Source organism: Amycolatopsis sp. NPDC051102 (genome assembly GCF_040682815.1).
Taxonomy (GTDB): domain Bacteria; phylum Actinomycetota; class Actinomycetes; order Mycobacteriales; family Pseudonocardiaceae; genus Amycolatopsis.
This window is the reverse complement of sequence record NZ_JBFBBT010000023.1, coordinates 103,390-119,541: the sequence shown is the minus strand read 5'-3', so window position 1 is coordinate 119,541 and position 16,152 is coordinate 103,390. Positions and strand designations below refer to the sequence as shown.

The 16,152-nt window shown below is 68.0% G+C and carries 17 protein-coding genes; 4 read left to right on the top strand and 13 right to left on the bottom strand.

The annotated features are described in order from the left end of the window. Positions 1 to 16: 16 nt before the first annotated feature. Both AB0M93_RS40425 and AB0M93_RS40420 read left to right on the top strand, forming a co-directional pair. On the top strand, positions 17 to 772 hold the full coding sequence (locus AB0M93_RS40425; RefSeq protein WP_364284699.1) for a hypothetical protein: 756 nt from the start codon (positions 17 to 19) through the stop codon (positions 770 to 772). A 38-nt stretch (positions 773 to 810) separates the two neighbouring features. Beyond that, positions 811 to 3,309 (top strand): DUF87 domain-containing protein, encoded by a 2,499-nt coding sequence (locus AB0M93_RS40420; RefSeq protein WP_364284697.1) that lies wholly within the window; start codon positions 811 to 813, stop codon positions 3,307 to 3,309. Between the two features lie 78 nt (positions 3,310 to 3,387). Here AB0M93_RS40420 and AB0M93_RS40415 read toward each other — a convergent pair whose 3' ends face one another. Further along, the gene (locus tag AB0M93_RS40415; protein WP_364284695.1) at positions 3,388 to 3,711 is read right to left on the bottom strand and encodes an antibiotic biosynthesis monooxygenase; all 324 of its coding nucleotides are present in this window, start codon (positions 3,709 to 3,711) and stop codon (positions 3,388 to 3,390) included. Positions 3,712 to 3,952: 241 nt separating this feature from the next. Here AB0M93_RS40415 and AB0M93_RS40410 point away from each other — a divergent pair, with 241 nt between their 5' ends. Both AB0M93_RS40410 and AB0M93_RS40405 read left to right on the top strand, forming a co-directional pair. Further along, positions 3,953 to 4,975 carry a replication-relaxation family protein gene (locus AB0M93_RS40410; protein WP_364284693.1) on the top strand — a complete coding sequence of 341 codons (1,023 nt, stop codon included), beginning with the start codon at positions 3,953 to 3,955 and terminating at the stop codon, positions 4,973 to 4,975. After that, a complete protein-coding gene (locus tag AB0M93_RS40405) occupies positions 4,972 to 5,919 on the top strand; it encodes a bifunctional lytic transglycosylase/C40 family peptidase (protein ID WP_364284691.1) in 948 nt (315 codons plus the stop codon). Before AB0M93_RS40410 ends, AB0M93_RS40405 begins: the two co-directional genes overlap by 4 nt. Before the next feature lie 16 nt (positions 5,920 to 5,935). Here AB0M93_RS40405 and AB0M93_RS40400 read toward each other — a convergent pair whose 3' ends face one another. The 12 genes from AB0M93_RS40400 to AB0M93_RS40345 all read right to left on the bottom strand — a co-directional run bounded on the left by AB0M93_RS40400 (position 5,936) and on the right by AB0M93_RS40345 (position 15,979). Further along, the gene (locus AB0M93_RS40400; RefSeq protein WP_364284689.1) at positions 5,936 to 6,781 is read right to left on the bottom strand and encodes an N-6 DNA methylase; all 846 of its coding nucleotides are present in this window, start codon (positions 6,779 to 6,781) and stop codon (positions 5,936 to 5,938) included. Positions 6,782 to 6,959: 178 nt separating this feature from the next. Continuing rightward, entirely contained in the window at positions 6,960 to 7,688 is a 729-nt protein-coding gene (locus AB0M93_RS40395) for a hypothetical protein (protein WP_364284687.1), read from the bottom strand. 16 nt (positions 7,689 to 7,704) lie between these two features. Next, positions 7,705 to 8,673, bottom strand: a complete 969-nt coding sequence (locus AB0M93_RS40390) for a hypothetical protein (RefSeq protein ID WP_364284685.1) — start codon at positions 8,671 to 8,673, stop codon at positions 7,705 to 7,707. A gap of 109 nt (positions 8,674 to 8,782) precedes the next feature. Further along, entirely contained in the window at positions 8,783 to 9,481 is a 699-nt protein-coding gene (locus tag AB0M93_RS40385) for a hypothetical protein (protein WP_364284683.1), read from the bottom strand. 19 nt (positions 9,482 to 9,500) lie between these two features. Next, on the bottom strand, positions 9,501 to 10,010 hold the full coding sequence (locus tag AB0M93_RS40380; protein WP_364284681.1) for a hypothetical protein: 510 nt from the start codon (positions 10,008 to 10,010) through the stop codon (positions 9,501 to 9,503). Positions 10,011 to 10,102: 92 nt separating this feature from the next. Further along, complete coding sequence (locus tag AB0M93_RS40375; protein ID WP_364284679.1) at positions 10,103 to 10,894, bottom strand: hypothetical protein; 792 nt, start codon at positions 10,892 to 10,894, stop codon at positions 10,103 to 10,105. Between the two features lie 518 nt (positions 10,895 to 11,412). After that, positions 11,413 to 14,073, bottom strand: coding sequence for a hypothetical protein (locus AB0M93_RS40370; protein WP_364284677.1), 2,661 nt, complete (start codon positions 14,071 to 14,073; stop codon positions 11,413 to 11,415). Beyond that, entirely contained in the window at positions 14,070 to 14,462 is a 393-nt protein-coding gene (locus AB0M93_RS40365; protein ID WP_364284675.1) for a hypothetical protein, read from the bottom strand. Before AB0M93_RS40365 ends, AB0M93_RS40370 begins: the two co-directional genes overlap by 4 nt. 12 nt (positions 14,463 to 14,474) lie before the next feature. Continuing rightward, positions 14,475 to 14,915, bottom strand: coding sequence for a hypothetical protein (locus AB0M93_RS40360; protein WP_364284673.1), 441 nt, complete (start codon positions 14,913 to 14,915; stop codon positions 14,475 to 14,477). Beyond that, on the bottom strand, positions 14,912 to 15,361 hold the full coding sequence (locus AB0M93_RS40355) for a TadE/TadG family type IV pilus assembly protein (protein ID WP_364284671.1): 450 nt from the start codon (positions 15,359 to 15,361) through the stop codon (positions 14,912 to 14,914). The genes AB0M93_RS40360 and AB0M93_RS40355 overlap by 4 nt, the downstream gene beginning before the upstream one ends. Further along, positions 15,358 to 15,780: a TadE/TadG family type IV pilus assembly protein gene (locus tag AB0M93_RS40350; protein WP_364284745.1), complete on the bottom strand. Its 423-nt coding sequence runs from the start codon at positions 15,778 to 15,780 to the stop codon at positions 15,358 to 15,360. Before AB0M93_RS40350 ends, AB0M93_RS40355 begins: the two co-directional genes overlap by 4 nt. 13 nt (positions 15,781 to 15,793) lie before the next feature. Next, positions 15,794 to 15,979 carry a hypothetical protein gene (locus tag AB0M93_RS40345; protein WP_364284669.1) on the bottom strand — a complete coding sequence of 62 codons (186 nt, stop codon included), beginning with the start codon at positions 15,977 to 15,979 and terminating at the stop codon, positions 15,794 to 15,796. Between the last annotated feature and the right edge of the window lie 173 nt (positions 15,980 to 16,152).

Sequence of the window (16,152 nt, the reverse complement as noted above, 5' to 3'; positions counted from 1 at the left end):
CACACAGAATAGGGAGATGCGCCAGATTGGCGCGTGGAACTGGTCGCTTCCGGCCTGGGCTGGACGGCTTCCCGACGGCCGCACTTACAACACCTGCCCGAGCGCCGGAGTCTGCGCGCAGGCTTGTTACGCCCGGCACGGCACCTACACCTGGCCGGTCGTCCGCGCCAAGCACCAAGCGAACCTCAGGTACGTCCTGGACGATCTGGCCGGCTGGCAGTCCGCGATGATCGCGGAACTCGCCGCAGCCAAGTTCCGCGGCGCCTGGATCCGAGTCCACGACAGCGGCGACTTCTTCTCCGACAAATACCTTCGAGCCTGGCTCGCCGTCTTCCGAGCCCGGCCTGACACGAACTTTTACGCCTATACCAAGGAAGTCTCCCGGTTTCGAGAACTCGTCGAGCCGGACCCGCCGCAGAACTTCCTGTGGGTCTACTCCTACGGAGGCACGCAGGACGCCGAGCTGAACCCGGACGTCGATCGCGTGGCGGACGTGTTTCCGGACGAAGCCGCCGTCGCTGAAGCGGGGTGGGCCTCGCAGGAAGCCAGCGATCTGCTCGCGGTCCTCGGCCCGCGGCTGGTGGGCGTCCCGGCCAACCGCATTCCCGCCTACCTCAAGCGGCTGGCCGGGCGCCGGTTCTCGGAATGGCAGGCCGAAGTCGACGCCGAGCGCGCCGCCCGCCGCGGTCGCCGGCACCTCCGGATCGTCGCCGACAACACGCTTCCAGTCGTCGAGGCCGGGCTGGGACAGGCCGCACCGCGGGCTGCCTGACCTGCCGTCATTGATCACCTTCGTGGGGAGGAACCCCGATGTTCTGGCCGTTCACCGCCGGTTCCGGTGAGGTTCTTGCCTCGCCGATCGGCGACTACCTGCGCGACCCGCTCGCCGCGTTCCAGCATGTGCTGGCGCACCTCCGCGGCCTCGCCGTCACCTGGGGCCCCATCGTCGGGCCGGTGCTCATGTTCGCGCTTGCCACCGCGGTGATCGCGCGACGACGGCGGCGGCGTCGCTTCCACGAGCGCCTGGTCGCCGACGCCCGCCTGGTCACCGTCCTTGCGCCACCGACGGTCGACCCGTCCGGGGCGATCACCGTGTGGTCCAACCTTGTTGGCCTACTGCGGCCCGGCTGGCTGCGCCGCTTCGGCGGCCAGCCGCACCTAGCGTTCGAGATGACGTTCACCGAGGACGGCGTGCAGATCCGCCTGTGGGTGCCTGGCCTGATTCCGCCGGGCATGGTCGAGCGCGCGATCGAGGCCGCGTGGCCCGGCGCGCATACCCGCACCACCCCAGCCAAGCCACCGATCCCGACCACGGCCGCAGCAGGCCGGCGAGTCGAATCGGTCGGTGGCGAGCTGCGGCTGGCGCGCTCGGAGGCGCTGCCACTTCGCACCGAACATGCCGCCGACCCGATCCGGGCTCTGCTCGGTGCACCGGTCGGGCTGGGCCCGCACGAGCGGGCGTGCGTGCAGATTCTCGCCCGTCCGGTCGCCGGCCACCGCGCGACCAAGGCTCGGCGCGCGGCCCGGCGGGTGCACGCGGGTGGATCGGCCAGCCTGGTCGGCCGGTTGCTCGACGTCGTCACGCCGGGCAAGACCCCGTCGGCCGGCAAACGGACACCACAGCTGGATCGGCAGACCAGCCTCGAGTACGGGGCACAGGACCGCGCCGTAGTGGAGAAGCTACGGGGGAACCAGTTCGAGACTCGCGTCCGCTACGCCGTGGCGACCACGGTCCCCGAGGACGCCGCTTCGAGCGAGGTCCAGGCGGTGCGGGAGGTACTGCGGGGTCGCGGGCACGCCATCGCCTCGGCGTTCGCCGCCTACTCCGAGCACAACTACTACCGCCGGGTCCGGCTACGCCGCGGCCCAGTCACCGTGCTGGCCGAACGCCGGCTCGGCAAGGGCGATCTGCTCTCGATCCCGGAACTGGCCGCGATCGCGCACCTACCAACCGACGAGGCCACGCCCGGTCTGCAGCGCGCTGGCGCGAAGGCCGTCCCTCCCCCGCCCGGCATCGCCACGACCGGCGAGCACATCAAGCCCTTGGGGCTATCGGACTCCGGGCACTCCCGACCGGTCGGTCTGCACGTCGCCGACGCCCGTCACCACCTGCACATCCTCGGCGCCACCGGCTCCGGCAAGTCCGAGCTGATGGCCCGCCTGATCCTCGACGACGCCGAGGCCGGCCGCGGGGTGGTCGTCGTCGATCCGAAGGGCGACCTCGTGTCGGATCTGCTGATGCGACTGCCCGAGGAGCTCGGCGAGAAGGTCGTGCTCTTCGACGCCGACTCCCGCGCCCGGCCGCCGGTCCTAAACCCCCTGGAAGGAGCGGACAAGGCCCGCGCGGTCGACAACCTCGTCAGCATCTTCTCCCGGATCTACGCCTCCTCATGGGGCCCGCGCACCGACGACATTCTGCGCGCCGGCCTACTCACCCTCACCGCGATGCCTGGCACCCCGACCCTCGTCGGCCTGCCCAAGCTCCTCACAGTGCCGGCGTTCCGAGCTCGCGCCTGCGACCAGATCGACGACGACGTCCTGCGCGGGTTCTGGTCCTGGTACGACTCCCTGTCCGAAGCCGGCCGCGCGCAAGTCATCGCGCCGCTGATGAACAAGGTCCGCGGCTTCCTGCTGCGCCCCTTCGTCCGCGCCGCGATCGCCGGCGGGACGTCCACCGTGGACATGGACGAGGTGCTGAACACCGGCGGCATCTGCCTGGTGCGCATCGCCCGTGACGCGCTGGGCATGGAAACCGCGCGGCTGGTCGGCTCAATTGTCGTCGCCCGCACCGGGCAAGCCGCGACCCGCCGGGCCAGGGTTCCCCAGCGCCAGCGGCGCGACTGCGGACTGTACGTCGACGAGTGCCACAACTTCCTGAACCTGGCGTACCCGCTGGAAGACATGCTCGCCGAGGCCCGCGGCTACCGCCTGTCGATGACGTTGGCCCACCAGTACCTCGGCCAGCTCCCGAAGGAACTCGAAGAGGGCATCAGCACCAACGCCCGGTCGAAGATCTTCTTCAACGCCTCACCGGAGGACGCGAAGCGGCTGGCCCGGCACACCATGCCGCGGCTGAACGAACACGACCTGGCCAACCTCGGCGCTTTCCACGTCGCGGCCCGCCTGGTTCTCGGCGGCGAGGAAGCACCGCCATTCACCGCCGTGACCGAGAAGCTCCCGCCCGCGATCCCCGGCCGCGCCAAAGCAATCCGAAGAGCAGCCAGGATCAACACCCGCCCACCCGCCACCGACAACGAAACCGCCACACGGGACTCAGGACCGACCGTTGCCGACCCGCGCCGTGCGTAGTGCAGCGCGCAAGCGCATCCACTCACCTCGGTCAGGCGCAACCGGTTGCGCCTGACCCGAGGCCGACCGTGCGTTACCTCAGATGTCGCCTCGGTCCAGGGTGAAGGAGACCTCGTACAGACCCGGCTGAGCCTGCCCGAACGCCTTGTTGCCCTCGAGCATCCCTCGGGACTTCAAGTGCTCGATCACCCGCTGTGCCGCATCAAAATCTTCGCTCTGCGCGTAGTTGACGACGCGGGTGCCGTCCAAGCTGCGGTGCAGGCTCGCCGACATCCAGCCGGGTACCTCGCCGGCGACCCGCGCCGCGCGAGCGAGGTAGTCGATCAGGGGTTGCTGCCGATCAGGTTCGACGGTGAAGACGTTGATCTGAGTCACCGCCGAGCCCACACGAATAACAGGCATCGCTTCTCTCCTCTACATGACAGGACGAGAAGCCGAGACTCAACAAACAGGCAGCGTCAAGCCTCGGCTGCTCGCCGAGAACTTGTCGCGGGTCGTCGCCGGAGCGACGAACGGAGCCTCGTGGTGAGGGGGCCGGGCTTACCTGTGCCGACCCAGGTCCTTTTCGACCACCACAGCCTATCGGCCGCAACTCCACCGAGTCCACCCATGGCCCGACCTTGCCCAACCAGGAGGCTCTACGATGCTCACGAACCCCACCCCACAACGGGCGTTGCGCGGACACATGCCGCGGCGCCCGACGCCGCGAGCGGCCACGACGGGCGAGCATCACGCCAAGCTCGCCGCGCGGCTTACGCAGCGGGATCGCTGGCTGGCCCGGATGCTCTACGAGCACAAGGTCCTCACCACCCAGCAGATCGTCGAGCTCTGCTACCCGAGCATGCGCGCGGCCAACCACCGGCTACTCGACCTGTTCAAGTGGCGCATCGTCGACCGGTTCCAGCCGTTCGTCACCAGTGGCACGGCGCCGATGCACTACGTGCTCGACATTGCCGGCGCCGTCGCCCTGGCCTACGAAGACGGCCGTGATCCGAAGTCGATCGGCTACCGGCACGAGGACGCCATCGGCATCGCGCACTCCATGCGGCTGGCCCACACCGTCGGCGTCAACGGCTTCTTCACCGCACTCGTCGCCTTGAGCCGACGCCCAGAGGCCCGCGGCTGCCTGACCGCGTGGTGGTCCGAGCTGCGTTGCGGGCGCCTGTTCGGCGACATGGTGCGCCCCGACGCCTATGGCCGGTGGTGCGACGGTGACGACCAGATCGAGTTCTTCCTGGAGTTCGACTTCGGCACGGAAGACCTCGGGAAGCTCAGCCGCAAGCTCTACGGCTACGAGCGGCTCGCCATGGCCACTGGGATCACCACTCCGGTCCTGATCTGGCTCCCTACGAGCCGTCGCGAGGTCAACGCACGCAGGGTCCTCGCTGAGGCTCTGTCCCAGCTTGACCACCCGGCGCTCGTGCCGGTGGCCACCAGTGCCGCGGACGCCGCAGGCGAAGACAACCCCGCGGCTACCCGGTGGCTGCCGCTCTCCGACCCGGCACCCCGACGGATGCGCCTCGTCGAGCTGGCCCGTCGCTGGCCGCACGTCGACCCGCCCAGCCCGGCCGCGCCCTCCCCTGCCGCGCCTGCTCAGCAGGCGGAACTGGCCGCGCCGGATCCACTCCCGCCCTCCACAACGAGCCGTTTCGGAGGTCGCCCATGAAGATCGCCTTCGCCGCGGTCGTGACGGTGATCATGCTCATCGGCGGTGTCGGCCAAGCCGTCGTAAAAGCGATCTTCGGCAGCAGCACCCAGCCAAGCCAGGAAGCCATCGCCGACATCCCGGCTGACTACCTCGCCCTCTACCGTGCAGCCGCCACCGTATGCCCCGGCTTGGACTGGTCGATCCTCGCCGCCATCGGCAAGGTCGAGGGCGATCACGGCCGCAGCAAACTGATCGGCATCGCCGAGGGAACCGAGAACTCGTTCGGCGCCCGCGGGCCGATGCAGTTCCTCCAGTCCACGTTCGACGGCGTTGTCGCCCGGCATCCGATACCGCCGGGCGGCAGGAACCCACCGTCCCCGTGGGACAAACACGATGCGATCTACGCTGCGGCGTACTACTTGTGCGAGTCCGGCGCGCCCAGGGACATTCGCAAGGCGCTGTTCGCCTACAACCACGCGGATTGGTACGTCAACGAAGTCCTCGACCAAGCCAAGAAGTACAGCCAGGCCGCGGTGGGCACCGGCCGCTGCGATGACATCCAGGCCCCCAACGCCACCACCGCCACGGCCATCAACTTCGCCTGCGGCCAACTCGGACTGCCGTATCTCTGGGGCGGCAACGGACCAGCGAACGGCGACCGTGGCTTCGACTGCTCGGGCCTCACCAAAGCCGCCTACGAAGCGGCTGACATCACGTTGCCGCGCACGGCCCGGACCCAGTACGCCGCCGGTCCCCTGATAGCCGGCGGCCGGCCATTGCTTCCCGGAGACCTGGTCTTCTACGGCACGCCCGGCAACGTCCACCACGTCGGCCTGTACATCGGGGCAGGGAAGATGGTGCACGCCCCGACCTTCGGCGAACCGGTCCAGGTCAGCCCGTACCGCTGGAACGGCGACGACTACCTGACAGCTTCACGGCCGGCCGCCGATGTTCGCGCCTGACCACCCGAGTGAACCGTCAAAGTGATCGCATGAAGGCCAACATCGCCCGGTCGCGCCGCAGGTCTGCGGCAATCCGCCGGAGTTCTTCGCGTTGGGCCAGCGCAACCTCTCGCCAGCCGGGCTTCAACGTGTCGCCCGCGTGGAAGACGATGTCGGTTCCAAGATTCCAGATCATGCTGTTCACGGTGGCGCAAGCCACGGCGAGCGAGTCGACGTCGCACCCGATCCAGCGAATCGTGCGCGGGTCTCGGCCCCGCTCGCGCATCACTTCCGCGGCCGCGCGGAACATGCCACCGGTCCCCATCATCGGGTCGGTGACGTTGCTGTGCTCCTGGATGTCGGACATGCCGGCGAGGAGCTTCGCGACGGACCCGGGCGTGTAGAACTGACCACGAGCCTTCAGTGCCGACTTCGGCCGGAGAACGGTCAGCACGGTGCCGAGCAGGTCGCCGTCGAACCGCCGTTCCGTGCCGGTGAGATGCAGTTGCCCAGCACGCAGCGCGGCCCGCGCGACACCCAGCGCGTGCCCCCGTACGTCGCGCTCAGGATCATCGAAGATCCACGCGATCATCGGATGGAGGAGATGCGTGATTTCGGTGCGGTGCCGGATGACCGATGACCACGTGTGCCGGGCGAAGTCGTGGAAGGTGTCGGCGTCCCAGTTGAGCACCGATTCACTGACGTTGTGTCCGCACGAATCTTTCTCCGGCAGGGCGGCCAGCGTGGCAACAACTGAAACCGGGATATCAAGCCGACCGGTTCCATAGGTTCGGTGCCATGCGGACTCGACCGCCGTGGCAATCTTATGGGCAAATTGTCCAGTGTCGACAGAAGTGGAAATTTCACGACGAGATGAAGACACGGGTGTTCCCTCCAGCTATCAGAGACACGGCACGACGTCACACCGCAGGTACGAGCCGTGCGCTAGACTGCTGGCTCGCGCACCCTTCTGGGGTGTGCGGTGTTGGAGCCCGGCGGGTGGTTGCCGCGCCTCTCAGGAGGTGTTCACCCGCCGGGCGCTACTAATTCGAAATCGGATTTCAGCGGTCCCAGTAGTGCCGCTCGAGATGTGTCACGTCGGTCTTTGCCGCCGCAGCGATAACGTCGGGCCAGTGCAGCCCTTTTGCTTCGTAATGCTGCACGGCGTCCGCCAAGGCTTCGGCTCGCGGCGTGAGCCGCCAGCCGAGCGCCCGAAACAGGGTAACCGCCCGGGTTTCCCGTGCGCAGGTCGCGGTGACGGCGTCCACGCGCAGATCTGCGGCGACCTGACCGAACAGCGTCGCCGGGTATCCGTCGAGGAACAGCGGAGTGTCGGGCGGCAGCCAGCCGGGCAATGGCGTCATCTCGGGTGGGTGCTGACGCCCGACGTGGCGGATCACCGCCAGCAAGGCCACGTCGCCGAGTGCCTGGTCGTCCTCGGCGTTGTCGACCTGATGCGCCAGGCGAGCGGCGGCTCGGATGGCGTCACCCCAGGTCCAAGACACTTCGAACTCCTCCGAGAGCCGCGCCAGGCGGGCTGCCTTCTCTGTGAGCCGGAATCCGAACGCCGGATAGCCGTCAGCAGCTCCGGTGAACCCGTCGAGGTATTCGGGGGTAGCCCCGAGGCCTTGCAAAACATGGCCGTGCAAGCCGAGCGGGTCGTGGTCATCGAACGCGGATGCGGTCGACGTGCCGGCGGGCGGATGGGTTCGTCGCTGCGACCCGGCATGGTTGGTGACGTAGCGAAGGCGGCCGTAGAGTTCGGCACAGCCCAGGATTCGAGGAGTCATCGCGCGTCCCGGCCGATCACGCGACTGCGGGGACGCCATGCGCAGCGGCCAGATCCCCGAGTGTCACCGGCGGTTGAGCTGCCGTACTGCCGAGCCGGTCCAGAATCCGATCCGCGGTCCGGAGCACGCACTCGGCCGAGGTTCGTGCGGTGTCCCGATCGGTCGCCCAACCGGCGACGTAGGGGACGGAGTATGCGAGCGTGTCCATGCCGCAAACCGCGGCGACGATGCAGGCCACGGACTCGGCCTCCACCTCAAGCACAGGCCGAGGCGTGGTGGGGTAGCGAGTTTCGTGGTCGCACAGGATGTGCGCCAACTCGTGCGTCAACGTCTTCGCGGCCTGCGCGGGTTCGACATTGTCGCGCACGATCACGCGTCGCTCGGAGAACACGGTCCGGCCGAACGCGCCGCCGCAGTCTCCGCGCTCAACGACGAAGCCGCATGCGCCGATCTGGGTGGCAACACCGTCCCACAGGCCGCGTGGCGCGTCGCCGCAGAGTGCGATCGGTTCCGGCGGGGACGGCTGCGCGGCCCGCGGATCCCCCTGCAGCTGGGAGACGTCGACGACGGGGACGAGCATGAACCCGGACAGCGCCGCAGGCTTGTCCGAATCGGTCTCGGCACCTTCGACCGGATCGGCGTTCTCGTCGTCAGTGGCCTTGCGGAAGCACGGCTTCCAGATCTTGATCTTGTGGGTCCCCTTGCGCATCAGACCGTAGCCTTCGCGCTTCCATTCCGAGAGCGGCCGCACGTCGGTGGCTTCGGGGCACTGCTGCAGGATCATGATCAGGTTGTTGAGGCTGTAGCGGCGCAGCCACGCGCGTGAGGTGATCAGCTGCTGCCAGCCGTCGGCGGTCATCAGCTTGTCCACGCCCTCCAGCAGCTGCTCGCGGGCAGCTTCGAGGCGCTCGGCGCGTTCTTCAGGCGAAACCGTGCGCCGAGCCTTCGTTCCGGGCCTGGACGGTCGACAGGGTGAGCGCGTCATGACGGATCCCTTCGGATGGGTGTGGTGCGGTGTTGGTGGTTCGGTGGTGTGCCGGGGTTGCCGTCCCGGAACACCACCGCTATGGGTGGTTCTCGTTGTTCGCAAGCTGTCAGCCTTTGGCGCGCTCCCACTCGAAATCTGCGCCGATCGCGTACCGGCCGTCCGCCTCCCGAACGACTCGCGTCGGCAGGTATCCGTCTTGGGGCGCTGCGAGCGGGTCAAGAAGCACGATCGTGCTGCCCTCCCAGTACGCGACCGTGGCACCCGGATACTGCCGCCCGCAGGCGTTGAGCCAGGCGACGACGACAACCGCGACGCAGGGACGGAAGCGCGGAGTCCCCGACCGGCTCCAACCGGACACGGGATCCACCAGGGCCGGGAACGCGGGGTCACTGCCCGTGGCGTTGAGCGTGACCGAGATTTCACCCGTTTCGGGTGAGAGCCGGTGAGCATCGGCGAGCAACGTTTGCTCGGCAGCGATGTCGGCGGCTGGCGTGGTCAGTTCCCATTCCCACGCACCGGTGCCGATCGGGTAGCGGCCGTCGGCGCCCGGTTCGATGCGTTCCACGCGACCAGCCGCGGTTTCGGTGACGGCGACTGCCTCGCCGTCGAATGCTGCGACGACGGCACCCGTGGCGTCGTTCAGCCAGGCGACCACAGCTTCGGCCACCATGCGGCTGAAGCGCGGGCGAGCGAAACCGTTCCAGCGCTCATCCTCGATTACGGCCGGGAAGACGACGCCGGAGTCGGCCACGGTCACGTAAACCTCGCCCGGCTGGGCGCGATCGAATGCTGGCGCTGTGTTCATCAGAAGCCTCCGTAGGCGTTCAGGCGGCGGGAGGAACCGAGTGCAGACGTCGAGTCGGCGCGTAGATGCCGACGACGTGGGTTCCTTCGTGCAGCACGGTCAAGGGGGCGTGCGGCATCGGTTCTCCGGCGTACGGGGTGTGCATGATCAGCCGTCCGGCGAGGTCGCCGTCGGCGTCATCCGGCACGCGCCGGATGGTGAAGGTGAAGGCGCCGCGCGGGTCACCGACCGAGATCGACACCGTGACCGAGTCTTCGGATTCGTCGGTGTGCACGGCCGCACTGTTGCACCAGGACAGCGGGATCCGCTCGGGGTCGTGCGGGCCCTCGCCGTAGTCCGGGTCGGTGTCGGCCGTCGGTTCGAACTCGGCACACGTGGTGTCGCCGGACATCGATTCGTAGCCATCCCGAGTCTCGGTCAACTCCTCCTCGCAGGCTCGGCACCGATGCGTCGGACCCGAGTCCGTGTCGAGCTGCAGGGTGATCGATTCGGCGACGTCGTCGGACAGTCCGATCGGGTTTCCGTCCACGGAGAGCACAGCAAACATTGCAGCCTCACAGAGAAGTAGGGGTGAGCGCACAGCTCACGAAGACGCGGGATCGCCCGCGCAACGGTGAAAGATCAGAAGATGGAGAAGCCGATGCGACCGGTAGCGCATGCCGGGCAGGCGACGGTGCCGGATTCGTCGTCGATCTCGGCGGCATCGTCGAAGTCCCAGGCGTCGGCGTCGCAGTCGTCGGGCCGGAAGTGCCAGGATCCCGACTCCGCCGACCAGCGCATCCCGCACGATCCGCACCCGGCAAGACAGGTTGACGCGCCGAACCCTTCGATTTCGAACAGCGAGCACAGCAAGTCGTCGCTGTCCCCTGAGATGCCGGCGACGCCGACCAGGCCCGTCGTGAAGTCGCCCGTCTCGCCAACCAGGTACCACCCGGCCGGGACGGTATAGGCGCGTTCGGTGATCTCCCATCGGTCGGCGTACGCGTGCCCGTACCGGATCGCTCGGCTGTTGGCTTCCCGGGAAAAGCGGTAGTCGACGCCGACCAGCGCGAAGGGCCGGACGACGTGCACGGCCGTCACCGTGCGTCCCTCGGACAGGTAGGTCTGGCCCGGGTCTTCCTGCAGTACGTCGCGCGTGTCGACGTACCCGGCCGCCTGCAGCTCACCCAGCACGCCGGACACCGACCGGTCGGCGACGTCGGGATGCTTGGGCGCGTCCGGCCGGAAGTCCGCAACTTCGACACGCGCGTACGGCTCAACGGCGTACACGCACTCCGCGTACGTGGCGAACTTCAGCGCATCGTGGAGCCGTCGGCCCCAAGGGTGGTCGGAGCTGTCCACCAGGGCTTGAATGGTCTCCGCCGCGTCGACGGTAAGGGAAAATTGGGACACGCACGCCTCAAGCATGGTCATCACTGAGCTTTCAGTCAGGTGAGCGGTGTTGGTTAGCGAACCGGAGAGTTTGGGGTTGCCGTCCCGTTCTCTCCTACAATCCATTTTAGGACTGAGCCACAGGAAATCAAGACCCCAACGGGTTATTTGCCGACAATTATGTGCCCCTCGCAGACTCGCCACGCCAGGGCGAGAGGTCAATAGATGGGAGTAAACGCGCAGGTCAGCGCGCCACCGAACATAGACAAGCAGATACAGGAATAAACAAAGACCAAGATAAATAGACCATAGGAGATAAAGATAAGAAGACGAGCGCGAGGATTTTATTCGAATGAATTCGGTTGCACGGTCACAAGCCTGTCGGCAGCCAGCCCCTCCTGACTGTTCACATGCCTGCCGGCATCCGAGTCGGGCGCCACATCGGTAGGCACAATAAGCGTGCCGACCTGGCGCTTCACATACTAGCGAGGGCTACCGCTCTAGCAGGTACCGCGAGAAGACCGTCGCCAGGACCTTGCGGAGGTCGCCCCCTCCGCCGATCAACTGGCTGCCGCACTGCCGGCGGCATCCTTCCACCGCGCGCCGCCTCGACGCTGGAGGAAATCCGCAAGATTGAGAGTCTCGGCGCTCACCTGCTGGTCGATCTCGGCGAGCGTTGTAGTCAGGAGCGCGACGGTCCGCGGAATAGCCGCGTACTGGCCCAACCGAGCCTGAATACGAATAATATCGCGGTAGACGCCTTCGTTGTACCGGTCGAACTTGCGAGCTCGTTCGAGCAGAACCAGCGCGGTCTCCGGGGAAATGTCGCCGTCGGCGCGGATCAGCGCGCCGAGCACGTCCAAGACGTCTCGGCGGACGGACTCACGGAAGGGTTCGATCCATTGGGCAAGCAGATCCTCGGCGAGGTCGCCGCGGTACAGCTCGACCGCGTCGCGGAGGCCGGCACCACCGTGCTCGTCCGGTGGGCGCTGCGCCTGCAGAACGCGCTGCAGCTGCCAGAAGTCGACGTCGAGAAGGTCGTCGCTGAGCCGGTAGCGGCCGTCCTCGTTGAGGACGATGTTGCCCGTCTGGCCGTCGGTGGCGTCGGCGAGCGCGCGGCGCAACGTCGAGAGGGTGTTGTGGAACGAGTTGTACGGCCGTGGCGGGCGGCTGTCGGGCCAGACGGCCTCATTGAGGACCTCGCGCCGGACTCCCTGGGGATGCAGCGCGAGGAAGACGAGCACTTCCCGCTGCTTCGGCGTCAACGCACCGCCCAGCTCGCGATCACCTGCTTCATCCCGTACGGCGAGTTGGACTCGGCCCAGCACACGCAGGAACAGCCGCGGCTGCTTGGTGCGAACCGGCGGTTCCTCGCGGGCCGCCCGCTGGTTGTCCTCGGCGTGCTGCCCCTCCTGCTCGAGCGAGCTGCTCGCCTCGACCTCCGTCGATCGCTGCTCGGGAACCGGTTCCCGAGCCTGTTCAGCGGCGCTCTCTGCAGCTCGGAGCACTTCGAGGAGAGAGGCGGCGTCAGCGACCGGAACGTTGAACAGGCGCGTACCGGTAAGGACGTCGTCGACCCCAGGGCTGGCCGCGCTGACGGTGCCGTCCTGGCGGACGAGCAGCGTCGCCCCGGGACGCCACTGGCCGAGGAGCACGCCGGCCAGGCCGAGCGTCGAGCCGTTGTCGAGGACGGCTTGCAGGCGACGATCAGCGTGGGACGCGGGCCTGGCGAGCAGTACAAGCGAAGGTACAGCGGGCCGAGTTCCGGGCTCCTCGATCGCGTGGCGAGTACGAGTCAGCAGGGCCGCCTCCATCTCGTCGAGCGCGGTGTCGAGCGTCGCGACGACGCGAACAGTGGTCGGCAGGTCCTCAACGGCGACGCCGTCGAAAACCAGACGCAAGTCGTCAACGGGCACGAGCACGCCGACGGCGTTGCCAGGCTGCTGCTCGGCGAGCAGGTGCAGGAGCAGCGCACGAGCGGACGCGGTCGCTCCGGGGCCCGCGAGGCCAAGCCCGCGGGTGCTGGCGAGGCTCAGGGCCAGTTCGCGACGTTCTCGGACGCCGATCTTCGCGGGTACCTGGGCCAGCTCGCCGCCGAGGTGCGACTCCCCCGGTAAGGCCAGGTCGACGAGCTCGGCAACTTCACCACGCTGCAGGTCGCCGTCGCCGTGCGCGGCGCAGAGAGCGCGGACCACGGGGGCGATCGGGCGCTGAAGGTCAGCACGGTCGCCGCTTCCGATCCGATAGCGCCGCCGACGCCACATCCTGGTCGACACCACCGCCGCGGCGATCGCTCCGGCGAGGCCGAGGCTGACGAACACGCCCGTCACCAGGTCCACGGCAGGCTCGGGACGGTCTTCGCGGTGCTCCCCCGCCGCGGTTGGTTCCGGAGCGGGCTGGGTGGGCGCCGTCGGCGCCGTGGTCGTCGGAGGTGGTGGTTGTCGGGGCGGCACTGACGGACGCTCCTCTTTGGGCGCCGGAATGTACGCGGTGATCTTCCAGCCGGGCCGCACGAGATTGGGCTTCGTCAGCGCACGTCCGTCGGACTGCTCCACGCCGCGATTCAGCTGGAAGAGCTCGGGCCAACGGCTGCCGCCGCCAGGACCGTAGAGGCGCTCGGCGACGCGCCACAGGCTGTCGTAGACCCCGTCGTGTGGGAGCCGGACTTGCTCGGTGACCTGGACCATGCCGGCCGGAGGCGGCGCGGCGGGATCGATCACCGCGCTGGTCGCCTGTGGTGCCGGACCTGGAGGTAGCGATGCGACGGCGACGACCGGCCGGAGGCCGACGGTGGGCGCCGCGGTGCCCGCAAGCGGCGCCGAGTACGAGCTTCGGCTGCCGAGCAGGGTAAGCACGATGGTCCCGACGAGGACCGCGGCGACCCCGCGCAGCAGGCCGGGACGGCGACTCGGCCACGTCATTCCGCGCACCGCGTCGACGCAGCAGCGAAGAACGTCCACAACGAAGAAGAACCAGACGATCCAACACACCACCGCCAAGGTGTCCAGCAGGAAGCGGACGCTCATCGGGTTGAGCAGGGTCGCCTGGATCTCGTCCCAGGTCGGCAGCTCGTCCGGCAGCGGCCAGCCCACGAACTGCACCAGCGCCCAGGGCAGGCCCGCCACGAGGCCGAGCAGGGCGCCGGACGCGAGCAGTCCGCGGGCGCACCGGAGTGCTGCGACGAACACCCGCGTCCAGCGAGAGAGGGCCGGCACGGTCACGGCACTGGTACGGGAGCCCGGGTGGACGCATCGGCGGCCGATGTCCGTGTCCCGGCGAGCGTCGGCGGCGCGCTCGGGCTGATCTTCGAGGCAGGCGCGCTCGCGGCCTGCCGCTTACGCCTGGCCCGGGTCGTCTTGCGGCCGTCGCGCCACTGGGCGAGGTCGGCAGCCGGGACATCGGTGAACTTGGCCAGCTCGTCGACGCCGATGACGTCGCTCGCTCCGACGAGGATGTCCCCGAGCTTCCGGTCGATCTCGCTGAGCTTCTCGGCCACTTCAGTCCGCTGCTGAACGAGCTCGCCGACGCGCCGCGCGGCCTCGGTCCTCTTCGCGCTGCGGGCTGCGTCAGCTTCCTCGACGCGGCGTTCGATCTCTTCGGTAGTCGCCATTTTCGAGTCCTCTCATGGAAGTACGCCGGAGATTCCGCGCTGTGGTTCAGCTTGTCCGGCTCCGGTTACGGTGATCGAGGCGATGCTGACGAGCCCGAGCAGCTGAGTGGGCTGGTCGATGGTGACGGTTACGGCGACCTTGTTGCCGGTGACCGACACGCTGCCGGTGTGCCCCGCGGCAGCGAGGTAACTCCGGGCCGCGGCCCCCGCCCGCTGCGGGACCAGGCGCAGCGAGCCGTCGGCGCGGTACGCAGCGAGGTCGATTTTCTGGGCGCCGGTCCGCGCCGCTTCCTGTGCCTCGCCGATGGCGCGGACCTTGGCGGCCAGTGCCAGCCCGCCATCGAGCACGAGGCCGGCGAAGAGGAGGGCCGCGAGCGCGATGGTGACAACGAAGGCGGTTACCCGGCCTTCTTCATCGTCGCGCAGCCGACGTAGCACTGCGATCGACCTCATGCCGTTCCTCCAGAGGTGCCGCGCCAGACGTCGACTGGCGAGGAGAAGGTGGACTCGAACGTCCGGCTGCCGGGCACGCCGAGCGAGGTCAGGTCGCCTAGTCCGACGCTGCACGTCACGGTGACTGTCACCGTGGCTCCAGGTTTGAGCCCCTGGGTTTCGGCGGACACCGACAGCGACTGGCATGCGATCCCGGCCGAGCGCAAGGCCGCGCTGGCGGTGGCCTGGGCGTTGGCGGTGGCTTGCGATGGACTGCGGGCCAGAGTGGCGGCTCGGGCGGCTTGGTGGGCGACGTCGTTGATTCGCAGCTTGGTGTCGGCCAGCCGGCCGCAGAAGACGACGAACAGTAAGAGCAGGATCAGCACCGGGGTCAGGAGGGTGAGCTCGGCCGCGGCGGATCCCCGGTCGTCCCGCCGTAGCGCAAGGAGGGTGCGGGCCGCGGTCATGGTGTCACCGCCCCGGCTCCGCTCGGCGGGGTGAATTCCTCTACTGGCCCAACGGCTTCTGCGTGGACCGCGAGGGTTGTGAACGGGATCAGACTGGTCACGGTTCCTGTGACCGTCACGGATACTTGGGCAGCTCCACGCTGGACGTTCACCGAGGTCTCCCGCAACGGTCCGTTGCCCAGTTGCGTGAGGACTCGTTGTCCTTCGGTGTCACCTGTGGCTGAGCTCCCGGAGGAGATTCGTGCCGCGGACAGTGCCTGGGACGCAGCGGCTTGAGCAATGTGGACGGCGTGCATGTACAGCGCAAATTGAGCGATGAGCAGAACCAGCAGTAACAGCAGCGGTGTGGCGATGACGAGCTCGGCTGTGCCGGCGCCGCGCTCATCCGTGCGAAGTCGGCGCAGTACGTTTCGAGGCATCGTGGTCACCTGCCTAGAGAGTGATGCCGTTGGCCTTCTCGGTCACCTTGGCGACGATGATTGCGATCACGGCAATCGCCAGGAGGACCAAGGCAGCGGTCACCACGACGGCTTCGGTCGAGTAGCCGCCTTCGTCATGACGCAGCCGTTCCAGCTCGGCGCGGACGCGGGCGATCAGAATCTGAACTTCGTTCGACATCAGCTTCTCCTTAAAGGTACGACGGTCTGAAGTGGACTGTCGGGATACCCGCGAGTTCGTTTGCGGGCAAGATCGTTGGTTTGGCCTGCTGTGCAGGTAGCGGCGGGTTCACTCGATCGCGTGGAGATGTTGACGTCCGGTCGCGATTCCTGAACGGATGTCGGAGATTGTGA